This window comes from Streptomyces nanshensis, from assembly GCF_001751255.1.
GTDB classification, from domain to species: Bacteria; Actinomycetota; Actinomycetes; order Streptomycetales; family Streptomycetaceae; genus Streptomyces; species Streptomyces nanshensis_A.
This window is the reverse complement of record NZ_LJGW01000044.1, coordinates 18,686-29,954: the sequence shown is the minus strand read 5'-3', so window position 1 is coordinate 29,954 and position 11,269 is coordinate 18,686. Positions and strand designations below refer to the sequence as shown.

Annotated in this window: 13 protein-coding genes and 1 pseudogene; 10 read left to right on the top strand and 4 right to left on the bottom strand. The window is 70.9% G+C overall.

Translation table 11 applies throughout. The features are described 5' to 3' along the window. Window positions 1-15: 15 nt before the first annotated feature. From AN218_RS02415 to AN218_RS02405, 3 genes are all read right to left on the bottom strand, one after another. Window positions 16-480: an anthrone oxygenase family protein gene (locus AN218_RS02415; RefSeq protein ID WP_070014830.1), complete on the bottom strand. Its 465-nt coding sequence runs from the start codon at window positions 478-480 to the stop codon at window positions 16-18. A gap of 65 nt (window positions 481-545) precedes the next feature. Beyond that, window positions 546-2,414 carry an asparagine synthase (glutamine-hydrolyzing) gene (asnB, locus tag AN218_RS02410; RefSeq protein WP_070014828.1) on the bottom strand — a complete coding sequence of 623 codons (1,869 nt, stop codon included), beginning with the start codon at window positions 2,412-2,414 and terminating at the stop codon, window positions 546-548. A gap of 24 nt (window positions 2,415-2,438) precedes the next feature. After that, window positions 2,439-3,515 carry a methyltransferase gene (locus AN218_RS02405; protein WP_079131742.1) on the bottom strand — a complete coding sequence of 359 codons (1,077 nt, stop codon included), beginning with the start codon at window positions 3,513-3,515 and terminating at the stop codon, window positions 2,439-2,441. Window positions 3,516-3,789: 274 nt separating this feature from the next. Here AN218_RS02405 and AN218_RS02400 point away from each other — a divergent pair, with 274 nt between their 5' ends. The 10 genes and pseudogenes from AN218_RS02400 to AN218_RS02360 all read left to right on the top strand — a co-directional run bounded on the left by AN218_RS02400 (window position 3,790) and on the right by AN218_RS02360 (window position 9,978). Further along, the gene (locus AN218_RS02400) at window positions 3,790-4,128 is read left to right on the top strand and encodes a TcmI family type II polyketide cyclase (RefSeq protein ID WP_070014827.1); all 339 of its coding nucleotides are present in this window, start codon (window positions 3,790-3,792) and stop codon (window positions 4,126-4,128) included. Continuing rightward, window positions 4,121-4,552 carry a cupin domain-containing protein gene (locus tag AN218_RS02395; protein ID WP_070014826.1) on the top strand — a complete coding sequence of 144 codons (432 nt, stop codon included), beginning with the start codon at window positions 4,121-4,123 and terminating at the stop codon, window positions 4,550-4,552. Before AN218_RS02400 ends, AN218_RS02395 begins: the two co-directional genes overlap by 8 nt. Continuing rightward, window positions 4,549-5,832: a beta-ketoacyl-[acyl-carrier-protein] synthase family protein gene (locus tag AN218_RS02390; protein ID WP_070014825.1), complete on the top strand. Its 1,284-nt coding sequence runs from the start codon at window positions 4,549-4,551 to the stop codon at window positions 5,830-5,832. The genes AN218_RS02395 and AN218_RS02390 overlap by 4 nt, the downstream gene beginning before the upstream one ends. A gap of 11 nt (window positions 5,833-5,843) precedes the next feature. Further along, entirely contained in the window at window positions 5,844-7,058 is a 1,215-nt protein-coding gene (locus AN218_RS02385) for a ketosynthase chain-length factor (protein ID WP_338059592.1), read from the top strand. A gap of 42 nt (window positions 7,059-7,100) precedes the next feature. Then, window positions 7,101-7,352, top strand: a complete 252-nt coding sequence (locus AN218_RS02380; protein WP_070014822.1) for an acyl carrier protein — start codon at window positions 7,101-7,103, stop codon at window positions 7,350-7,352. Window positions 7,353-7,381: 29 nt separating this feature from the next. After that, window positions 7,382-7,834, top strand: a pseudogene (locus AN218_RS37775) (SRPBCC family protein); the annotation flags it as partial. After that, window positions 7,811-8,566, top strand: a complete 756-nt coding sequence (locus tag AN218_RS02375; protein ID WP_375537902.1) for an SDR family NAD(P)-dependent oxidoreductase — start codon at window positions 7,811-7,813, stop codon at window positions 8,564-8,566. The pseudogene AN218_RS37775 and the gene AN218_RS02375, both read left to right, overlap by 24 nt. Window position 8,567: 1 nt before the next feature. Continuing rightward, window positions 8,568-8,903 (top strand): antibiotic biosynthesis monooxygenase family protein, encoded by a 336-nt coding sequence (locus AN218_RS02370; protein WP_070014821.1) that lies wholly within the window; start codon window positions 8,568-8,570, stop codon window positions 8,901-8,903. Further along, window positions 8,900-9,232, top strand: coding sequence for an antibiotic biosynthesis monooxygenase family protein (locus AN218_RS02365; RefSeq protein WP_070014820.1), 333 nt, complete (start codon window positions 8,900-8,902; stop codon window positions 9,230-9,232). The genes AN218_RS02370 and AN218_RS02365 overlap by 4 nt, the downstream gene beginning before the upstream one ends. Beyond that, window positions 9,229-9,978, top strand: coding sequence for an SDR family NAD(P)-dependent oxidoreductase (locus AN218_RS02360; protein WP_070014818.1), 750 nt, complete (start codon window positions 9,229-9,231; stop codon window positions 9,976-9,978). Before AN218_RS02365 ends, AN218_RS02360 begins: the two co-directional genes overlap by 4 nt. Window positions 9,979-10,149: 171 nt before the next feature. On the opposite strand, the gene AN218_RS02355 is transcribed toward AN218_RS02360, so the two are convergent. Further along, window positions 10,150-11,208: a methyltransferase gene (locus tag AN218_RS02355; RefSeq protein WP_244900211.1), complete on the bottom strand. Its 1,059-nt coding sequence runs from the start codon at window positions 11,206-11,208 to the stop codon at window positions 10,150-10,152. Window positions 11,209-11,269: the final 61 nt, after the last annotated feature.

The following is an 11,269-nucleotide window of genomic DNA, read 5'->3' as shown; positions in this document are numbered from 1 at the left end:
GCCGCGGCCTCGGCGTCACGCCAGGACCGCGGCCGCCAGCACGTTGAGCACCAGCGCGACCACCGCGAACACCGAGCGGATCAGGTGCCAGCGGCGCCAGCCGGGGCGCGGATCCGCCCAGTCCTCCGGGACACCGTGCCGGTCGGCCGCCTGGATGGCCTTGTTGAGCGGCAGATTGCCGTACTGCGAGATCAGCGGGACCGCCAGGAAGAGCACCGCCGCCGCCACGTACACCAGGCGCAGCCGGCCGGTGTCCGCGAAGACCGCCAGCAGGACGTCCCCGACCAGCACGGTCGAGACGATGACCGGCATCACCGGGTGGTAGCCCTCGCCGAGCCTGCGCTGCGTCTGCACGTACTGCTGGGGCGGCATGGCCATCAGTACGGGGAAGACGCTGACCGCCACGGCGAAGAAGGTCCCGGTGACGATTCCGCTCGCGACGATGACCAGGGCGTGGACCAGTTCCAACGGGAGAGGCACCTCGCACCTCCTTGGGCGCTGTGGGGAGAGTGATCGGGCTCGGGTTCGGAAGACGCGGGAGGGCGCTAGAGGTCGAGACGCACGTCGTACTCCCGTAGCCAGGAGTCGAATTGGAGGACCATCTCGAAGCCCGCCCGGTCCACCCAGGCACCGGCCTTGTCGTCGTCCGTGCCGTCCCCGTCGAGCACGGCCCGGGTGGCCTGCTCGTCCAGCAGCGGTGCCACCGGTGCGTCCCGGTCGCGTGCGAGGCGCAGATACTGCTCGCGTACGGCGCGTCCGTACACCGGGTCCTGGGTCGCCGGGTAGGCGCTCTTGGGCCGGTTGACCACGGCGGACGGGAGCAGGTCGGCCACCGCAGACCGGAGCAGGCTCTTCTCCTGGCCGCCGGTTCGCTGCATATGGGCCGGTACGTCCAGCAGATACTGGGCCAGCCGGTGGTCGCAGAAGGGCACCCGCAGCTCCACGCCGTTGGCCATGCTGAGCCTGTCCTCACGGTCGAGGAGGGTCGGCAGCCAGCGGGTCAGGACGAGATAGCCGACCTGGCGGGCCCGGCGTTCCGCGGCGCTCTCGCCGTCCAGGACCGGGGCCGCGGCGAGCGCCTCCCGGTAGTGCTGGTCGGCGTACCCGTACAGGTCGAGTTCCTTGCGCAGCGCGGGATCGAAGAGGCGCAGTCCCAGCCCGCCCGAGGCGGCCTTACGGCGCTCGAACGCCACCCAGGGAAAGGTGCCCGCGTCCGTCAACTCCGGGTCGTGGGCCCAGAAGTAGCCCCCGAAGATCTCGTCCGCGCCCTCGCCGGAGAGCGTCACCACGCGGGATTCCTCGCGCAGATGACGGAAGGCCAGATAGAGGGAGCTGTCCATGTCGCCGTGGTGCGTCGGCATGTCCTGGGCCTGCATGGTGCGGGCCTTCGTCAGCGGGTCCGTGAGCTGGCCCGGAGTCGCCACGACGTCGGTGTGGACGGTGCCCAGATGCTCGGCCACCTGTGCGGCGAAGGGCGGGTCCGGGGTGCCGCGCAGCTTCTGCGGGCGGAAGTTCTCCGTGTAGCCGCGGAAGGTCATGGAGTACGTGTGCACCGGCGCCGCGCCCTGCCGGGCCACGGTGCCGGTGGCGAGCGCCGCCAGCGCGCTGGAGTCGATGCCGCCGGAGAGCATCAGACTCGTCGGGACGTCGGAGATGAGCTGCCGGGCGACGATGTCCTCCAGCAGCTCGCGGATGTCCGTGACGCTGGAGTGCAGGTCCCTCCGGTGCGGGTTGGCGGTCGGGGTCCAGTAGGCGCTGAGCCGGTGCCCGCCGGGTTCGGCGGTCAGGATGTGGCCGGGCGGAAGCTCGGGGATGTCGCGGAAGATGGCCCGTCCCGGGTTCCGGGCGTGCGAGAGCAGTTCGCGCAGCCCGTCGGCGTCGACGACCGGTGCCACCCAGGGGTGGCGGAGGACCGCTTTGGGCTCGGAGCCGAAGAGCAGGCCGTCCGGCGTGCGGTGATAGAAGAGCGGCTTCACGCCGATGGGGTCGCGCGCGAGCACGAGCCGCCGCGGACGCGGGTCCCAGATGGCGTACGCGAAGATGCCGTTGAGGTGCCCGGCGCACTCCGGTCCCCATTCGAGGTAGGCGCGCAGCAGCACCTCGGTGTCGCTGCGCGTGGTGAACCGGTGCCCGGCGAGGGTGAGTTGTTCGCGCAGCTCCCGGTAGTTGTAGATCTCACCGTTGAACACGATCACGGGCGAGTCCGGGTCCCCGTCGTCGGCCCGCATCGGCTGGACGCCGTTCGCCGGGTCGATGATCGACAGGCGTTGGTGTCCGAGAGCGACGTCGGAGCCGAGCCACAGTCCCGAGGCGTCGGGGCCGCGGTGGAACAGGGTCCGGGCCATGGCCTGGATCGTGCTGCGTTCCGCGGTCATGTCGCGCGCGTAGTCGAGCCATCCGGTGATCCCGCACATGGGCGCAGTCCTTCCTGGGGGCGGTCACTTGCGGGCGATCGCCAGCGTGTGGTTGTCGAGAACGGGGGTGAAGGAGACGTCCTGGAAGCCGGCCTCGCGCAGCCACTCGTCGCACTCGCCGATGCGGTACTCGCCGCCGCCGGCGGAGGTGAGCATGAACGTGAGGCTCAGCAACAGGGCGTCGCGGTCCGGGGCTTCGTCGTCCAGCATCCGGTCGTAGATCACCAGGGAGCCGCCGGGGGGCAGCGCGTCGTAGGCCCGGCGCACGAGCATCGCCCGGGTGTCCTGGCTCCACTCGTGCAGGACGTGGCCGTACACCAGAACGTCCGTTTCGGGGAGCGGGTCGTGGAAGAAGTCGGCCTCCAGGAAGGAGACGCGGTCGGCGACGCCGAGGGCGGCCATGTGCTCGTCGAAGAACGGACGGGCGGGCGCACGGTCGACGTTGACGCCGCGCACTCCCGGCCGGCGCCGCACGAGGTGCGCGAGCAGATTGCCGCGCGCGCCGCCCAGGTCCGCCACGGACTCGTAGCCGCTCCAGTCGATCCGTTCGGCGATCTCGCTTCCGGCCCGGCCGGTGTGCGTGTCCATCGCGGCCATGAACCGCCGGATGCGGTCGGGGTCTTCGTCGGGGCGGGTGCGGAAGAGTTCGTTGCCGTCGTCGACGGGTGAGTCGTCCTGGTGCTCGCCGGTGCGCAGCGCCCTGGTGAAGCGGCTCCACGCCTGCCACTGCACGCGGGTCGCGACCTCGACGAACCCGCCGATGTACCGGGGCTTGCCCGCAACGAGGAACGTCCCGGCCAGTTCGGTGTTGTGGTAGCGGCCGTCCTCCCTGCGCAGCAGCCCGTGAGCCTGGAGGGCGTCCAGGAAGGTCCTGGCGAAGCGGGGGTGCAGGTTGAGCCGGCGCCGCAGTTCCGCCTCCGTCGCCGGAGCGTCGTCGAGGGTGCCGAAGAGGTCGAGTTCGACCGCGGTCATCAGCATCCGGGAGGCGGCGAAAGCCAGGTTCAGCCCGATCAGCGGGGCCGGGCTGGCCACTTCGGCGGAAGCCGCGGTGGCCGGCGCCTCGGCGGGAGCCGCGGCGGTCGTTCGAGCGGGTGCTGCCATGGAAGCTCCTCGTGATGGCGCGTCAGTACGCGGGGTGTGCCGTCCCGCGGGCCTGCGGCAGGGCACGTCGACGGCCCGGCGGACGGGGCCTCAGCCTGCGGTGCCCCGGTGGCCGTCGAGTGGGAATCGACTTGCGGCACGCGGCCGTGCGCGGCGCGCGGCCGGGCGGCGGGTTCTGCGGCGTCAGTGGTTGGTGAGCCGATTACGAACCGCTCCCGGCACGGTGTGGCCGCAGTGACACCACGGGTGTCCCACGAACCGATGGGAGATCACGATGCACCGGACGCTGATCGTGGCGCGGATGGCCCCGAGCGAGAAGGACGCGGTAGCCGACATCTTCAGCAAGTCGGACGCCACCGAACTGCCCCACATGGTGGGAGTCACGCGGCGTACCCTCTTCCGCTTCCACGACCTCTACTTCCACCTGGTCGAGGCGGAGGACGGCATCACCGACCGGCTCTACAAGGCCCGCGAGACCGACCTCTACCAGGACATGAGCGCCGAACTCGCCGAGCACATCAGGCCCTACGACCCGAACTGGCAGGAGCCCAAGGACGCCATGGCGTCGCCGTTCTACATCTGGACTCCGCAGGAGGGAGTGACCCGTGGCTGACGCACCGATCCAGAAGGTGGCCCTCGGCGAGGTGGCGGTGAACCGGCGGCGCGGCGGTGAGATGCGGGTGCTGCTCAGCCCCAAGACCGTGGGCTGCGGCACCGGCTTCTTCGGCGAACTGACGCTGGCACCGGGGGAGTTCGTCTCCGAGCACTACCACCCGTACTCCGAGGAGTACCTGTTCGTCATCGACGGCGCGCTGACCGTGCTGCTGGACGGTACGCGGGAAGTCGAACTGGCCGCCGGAGAGGGCCTGGTCGTGCCGATCGGGGTGCGGCACCGGGTCACCCACTCCGGGACCGTCCCGACACGTGCCGTCTTCCAGCTCGCCCCTCTGGCCCCGCGCCCGGACCTCGGGCACGTGGACACCGAGGCCACCCCGAACGCCGCCGAGCCCGTGGTGGAAGTCGGGGAGGCCCAGTGAGCACCGCCGACGACGAGCGGGAGCCGGTGATCACGGGGATCGGCGTCGTGGCGCCGGGCGGCGTCGGCACCAAGCAGTTCTGGGAGCTGCTGACCGACGGACGTACGGCGACGCGCACCATCTCACTGTTCGACGCCACCGACTTCCGCTCCCGGATCGCGGCGGAGTGCGACTTCGACCCCGCCGCGGAGGGGCTCTCTCCGCAGGAGGTCCGGCGCATGGACCGGGCCGCTCAGTTCGCGGTGGTCGCGGCGCGCGAGGCGATGGCCGACAGCGGGCTCGGACCCGGGCTCGGCGGTGTGGATCCCGGCCGGATCGGGGTGAGCATCGGCAGCGCCGTCGGCTGCACCACCGGCCTGGAGGAGGAGTACGTCGTCCTGAGCGACGGCGGACGGCGCTGGCTGCTCGACCCCGACTACGCGGTGCCGCAGCTCTACGACTACATGGTGCCCAGCACCATGGCCGTCGAAGTCGCCTGGGAATGCGGTGCGGAGGGGCCCGTCTCGCTCACCTCCACCGGCTGCACCGCCGGTATCGACTCGATGGGGCACGGCGCCCAGCTCATCCGTGAGGGCTCGGCCGACATCGTGCTGGCCGGTGCCACGGACGCGCCGCTGTCCCCGATCACCGTGGCGTGCTTCGACGCGATCCGCGCCACCTCTCCCAACAACACGGCACCGGAGTCCGCCTCCCGCCCCTTCGACCTGCACCGCGACGGCTTCGTCCTGGGCGAGGGCGCGGCGGTGATGGTCCTGGAGACCAAGGCGGCCGCGCGGCGGCGCGGTGCCCGCGGTTACGCGCGGATCTCCGGGTTCGCGCGGCGCAGCAACGCCTTCCACATGACCGGACTCAAGCCGGACGGGCGGGAGATGGCCGAGGCGATCGCCTCCGCGCTCGACGAGGCCGAAGCCCCGGCCGGGGACGTCGACTACATCAACGCCCACGGCTCCGGCACCCGGCAGAACGACCGGCACGAGACCGCCGCGTTCAAGCGCAGCCTGGGGGAGCGGGCCCGTGAGGTCCCGGTCAGCTCGATCAAGTCGATGATCGGGCACTCGCTGGGCGCCATCGGCTCCATCGAGGTGGCGGCCAGCGCGCTGGCCCTGCACCACCAGGTGGTGCCGCCCACGGCCAACCTCAGCACCCCCGATCCCGAATGCGACCTGGACTACGTGCCGGTGACGGCGCGGGAGCACCCGATGAACGCGGTGCTCAGCGTCGGCAGCGGGTTCGGCGGGTTCCAGTCGGCGATGTTCCTGCGACGGGCGGAGGCGCTGTGACCGCGGCGGTCGTGACAGGAATCGGAGTCGTGGCGCCCAACGGCGTCGGGACGGAGAACTACTGGCGGTCGGTGCTGGCCGGACGCAGCGGTGTGAGACCCCTGACCCGGTTCGACGCCGGCGGTTACCCGGTCCGGGTCGCGGGCGAGGTCACCGAGTTCGACGCGGCGGAGCACGTACCGTCCCGGCTGCGGGTGCAGACCGACCGGTGGACCCAACTCGCCTTCCATGCCGCCGACATGGCGCTGACGGACGCCGGGGCCGACCCGTCGGAGTTTCCCGAGTACGACATGGCGGTGCTCACCTCCAGTTCGTCGGGCGGCACGGAGTTCGGGCAGCACGAGATCGAGCGGCTGTGGTCGCAGGGCTCGCGCTATGTGACCGCGTACCAGTCGATCGCCTGGTTCTACGCGGCCACCACGGGACAGCTCTCCATCCGGCACGGAATGCGCGGCCCCTGCGGTGTGGTCTGCACCGAACAGGCGGGCGGGCTGGATGCGACCGGACGCACCCGGCGGCTCCTCGCGGACGGCGGTGCGCGCTTCGTCCTGACCGGCGGTACGGACGCCTCCCTGTGCCCGTACGGAGTCACCGCTCAGTCGGCGAACGGGCTGCTGAGCGACAGCGACGATCCCGACCGGGGCTTCCAGCCGTTCGCCGCGACGGCCGGCGGCTACGTACCCGGCGAGGGCGGCGCGATCCTGGTGGCCGAGTCCGCCGAGGCGGCCGAGGCCAGGGGAGCCGAGCGGGTCTACGGCCGGATCACCGGCTACGCGGCCACCTTCGATCCCCGGCCGGGCGGTCGGGACGCGGACGGCGGCTCACGGCTGCGGAAAGCCGCCGAACAGGCGCTCGCGGACGCCGGACTGGAGCCCGCGGAGATCGACGTCGTCTTCGCCGACGCCAGCGGGGACCCCGAGCGGGACCGGCTCGAATCCATGGCGCTGGACCGGCTGTTCGGCCCGCGCGGAGTGCCGGTGACGGCCCCCAAGACCATGACGGGCCGGCTCTACGGCGGCGGCGCCGCCCTCGACGTCGCCACCGCGCTGCTGTCGATACGGGACGGCGTCATACCGCCCACGATCAACGTTCCGGCGCTCGCGCCCGGCTGCGATCTGGACCTCGTACGCGACGAGCCGCGTCCCGCCTCCCTCCGTAACGCACTGATCCTCGCCCGGGGCCATGGCGGCTTCAACGCCGCTCTGGTGATCTCCCGGGCCCACTGAAGGACCCGATGGAAGACCGAATCCGCAAGACGGGAGAAGCACATGAACACCTTCACCCTGGACGACCTCGTCGTGATCATGCGCGCGGGCGGCGGCGAAGACCGTGAGGAGTTGCAGGGCGACATCCTCGACATGCCGTTCGGCGAGCTCGGTTACGACTCCCTCGCCCTGCTGGAGATCACCACGCGCATCGAGAACAAGTACGGCATCTCCATGCCGGAGGACGTCGCCACCTCCGTCAGGACCCCTCGCGAGGCCATCGACCACGTCAATGCCCTCGTACGCGCCGCCTGACCGAACCACCGATCGAGAGGCTCAGCACCATGACCGGTCACACTGACAACGAGATCACCATCGATGCGCCCATGGACCTGGTCTGGGCGATGACCAACGACGTGCCGTCCTGGCCGCAACTGTTCAGCGAGTACGCGGCGGCGGAGGTCCTGGAACAGCGGGGCGAGACCATCGTCTTCCGGCTGACCATGCACCCCGACGAGAACGGCAACGTGTGGAGCTGGGTCTCGGAGCGCACACCGGACCCCGAGACCCGTACCGTCCGCGCGAAGCGGGTGGAGACCGGGCCGTTCGAGTTCATGGACATCTTCTGGCAGTACGAGCAGACGCCCGACGGCGTCCGCATGCGCTGGACGCAGGACTTCCACATGAAGCCGGCCGCCCCGGTCGACGACGAGGCCATGGAGCGGCGGCTGAACACCAACACCCCCGTGCAGATGAAGCGCATCAAGCGGCAGATCGAGGAGCGGGCGCACGCCGGCCTCGGCCTGGGCCTCCAGGGCAAGAAGGTCCTGGTCACCGGCGGCACGCGGGGCATCGGCCGGGAGATCAGCCTCGCGCTGGCCTCCTGCGGCGCCGACCTGATCGTCTGTCACCGTCAGGCGGGCGAGCACGTGGAGCGGCTGAACCGGGACCTGAAGTCGACCGACGGCACCCACCACGTGATACAGGCCGACCTCAGCGAGGCCGAGGAGGTCGAACGCCTGGCACAGGAGTGCACGGAGCGCTTCGGCAGCTTGGACGCCGTGGTGCACAACGCGGGCGCCATCAGCCATGTGCCCTTCGCCGAGCTCCCGTTGGAGGAGTGGCGTCGCATCGTGGACACCAACCTCACCGCGCCGTTCCTCATTACGCAGAAGGTCCTTCCGCTGCTGTCCGAGGGCTCCTCCGTGATCTTCGTCGGCTCGAAGGTGGCCACGGTGGGCGTCCCCAAGCGTGCCCACTACACCGCCTCCAAGGCCGGGCTGATCGGCCTGACCCGCACGCTGGTCAAGGAGTTCGGGCCCGAGGGCATCCGGTTCAACATCGTCGCCCCGGGACCGACCGCGACCGAGGCGGAGGTCCCCGAGGAGGTCATCGCCCGCTACAGCCGGATGATCCCGCTCGGCCGCCTCGGGCGAGCCGACGAGGTGGCACGCGCCGTCCTCTTCCTCGCCAGCGACCAGTCGTCCTTCGTGAACGGCCAGACCCTCGACGTCGACGGAGGCATCTGACATGGCGAACGCTCAGGGCACGTTCCGGATCTTGCTGCGCATGAACATCAAGCAGGGCGTGGAGCGGGAGTTCGAGGAGACATGGGCGAAGGTCGGCGAGGTGATCACCCGGCAGCCGGCCAACCTCGGCCAGTGGCTGTCGAAGAGCGCCGAGGAGCCGGGCGTCTACTACATCGTCAGCGACTGGGTGGACGAGCCGTCGTTCCGCGAGTTCGAGCGCAGTGCGGAACACGTGGAGCACCGCACCAAGCTGCACCCGTTCCGCGACGGCGGAACGATGGTCACGATGCACACCGTCCTGCGGATGGTCGGCGCCGGAGAGGGGGCGGTGCGGTGAGCGGCCGGGTACGCGTCCTGGTCTACGCGGCGTCCGCCGACGGCCCACAGGGCGAGGAGGCCGTCCGGCAGGCATACCACCGGACCAGCAAGGACCTGGCCGGGGTGCCGGGCCTGCTCGGCAACGAACTGCTGCGCTCCGCCCACGAGCCGGACCGGTACGTGGTGATGAGCGAGTGGCAGGACCTCGCCGCCTTCCAGAGGTGGGAGGAGGGAGCCGAGCACCGGGACACCACCGCTCCGCTGCGTCCCTTCCAGGACCACGAGCAGCGCCGGGTGTTCGGCGTCTACGAGGTCGAGGCCGCATACGGAACGGAGGAGTCCCGGTGAACGGTCCCCACAGCCTCGGACTGGCCGGGAAGCGCGCCCTGGTCACCGGCGGCACCCGCGGCGTCGGCCGTGCCACCTCGCTCGTGCTCGCCCGGAGCGGGGCGCGCGTGGTGGCGTGCTACCGCGGCGACGAGGAGGCCGCCAAGCGGCTGGAGAACGAGCCCGGCTGGGACGCGGCGCGCCATCGCACGCTGCGTGCCGACCTGTTCACCCCGGCCGGGCGCGCGGCGGCCGCCGAAGCCTGCCGTGAGCTGTACGGGGACATCGACGTACTGGTCAACAACATGGGCACGTACGCCCCGCAGCCGTTCGCGGAACTGTCCGACGAGGACGTGGCGCAGTGCCTGGACGAGAACCTGACGGCTCATGTCCAGCTCACCAGAACCGTCCTGCCGCTGCTCGCCGACGGCGCCTCGGTCGTCAACGTCGGGGCGGGGATGGCCGAGCGCGGCCGGCCGGGCCATGTGCACTTCACCGCGGCCAAGGCCGGTCTCGCCGGATTCGTACGGTCGTTGAGCAAGGAGCTGGGGGACCGGGCCGTCCGCGTCAACACGGTGGCCCCCGGTGTGGTGGAGACCGAGCGCGGCATCGATCTGCCGCCTCACGTACGTGAAGGGCTGCTGTCCGCCATTCCGCTGCGGCGCTTCGGCACCGCGGCGGATGTGGCCCGCACCGTCGCGTTCCTCGCGAGCGACTCCGCCAGCTTCGTCAACGGGCTCACCCTCCGCGTCGACGGAGGCATTTAGGCCGGCGCGCGCGGCCGGCCGTTCGCGGACGGACCGGCCGTGGCGCCGGCGGAAGAGAGCCGACGGCAGCGAATACCGACGGCATACGGGAGAACGGCAGACGAGAAAGGTGCCCCGCGGACGAACTGTCCGCGGGGCACCTTCTCTTCGCCCTCTTCGCCGTACCCGGGCTCAGCCGGGGACGGTCGCCTCGACCAGATGCAGCGTCGGGAACGTGCCGGAGACGGCCTCGGTGCCGGTGAGATCCAGGCCCGCCCTGCTGAAGAGTTCCTCGAACTCGCTGCGGGTGTGGCGCTGTCCGCCGACGTTGAGCAGCATGAACAGATCGATCACGCTGGTGACCCGCATCTCCTCGGGAGCCGCGTCCATCACGCTGTCGATCACCAGGATCCGCGCCCCGGGGTCGGCGGTGGCGCTGATGTTCTTCAGCACCCGCAGGGAGTTCTCGTCCGGCCAGTCCAGGATGTTCTTGAGGATGTAGAGGTCGGCCTTGACCGGGACCTCGTTGAGGCAGTCGCCGGGCACCAGGCTGCACCGGTCGCCGAACTCGCCGCCCGCGCACAGCTCCGGCACGGCGTCGGCGACGGTGGCCTCCAGGTCGAACAGCGTGCCGTGCACCTCGGGGTGGCGTGCCAGCAGAGTGCGCAGCAGATGCCCCTGCCCGCCGGCGACGTCGGCGACCGAGCCCACGCCTCGCAGATCGATGGCCGTCGACACCTGACGCGACGACAGACTGCTCACCGCGGTCATCGCCTTGTCGAAGACCCGCGCCGACTCCGGTGCGTCCTGGGTGAGATAGCTGTAGAAGTCCTTGCCGAAGATCTCCGGCACCATGGCCTTGCCGTCCCGTACCGCCTCGTCGAGACGCGGCCACGCCTGCCACGTCCAGGGCGCACCCAGCCACAGCACCAGATGCTTGAGGCCGTACGGCGAATCGTCCCGCAGCAGCCGGGACAGCGCGTTGTGCCGGTAGCGCCCGTCGGACGTCTCCTCGAACACACCTTGCCGCTCCAGAGCGCGGAGGAGGCGGCCGAGGGTGCCGGGCACAGCGTCCGTCCTGGCCGCGATCTCGGAGACCTCCACGGGGTCGTCGCCGACGGCCTCGGGCACCCCCAGCTTCACGGCCGCCTGCAACGCGGCGGCCACCCCCGCGCCCACGGCCAAGTGCTCCAGCTTGCCCACGAGTTCCATCGCCGCGGCCTGATCGTCCTGCGCCTTCACGGACACCACTCACCTCTCGGTAGGGACGAGAACGGTCCGAGCCTTCAGGCCCCCAGTCGCGATCCGATGG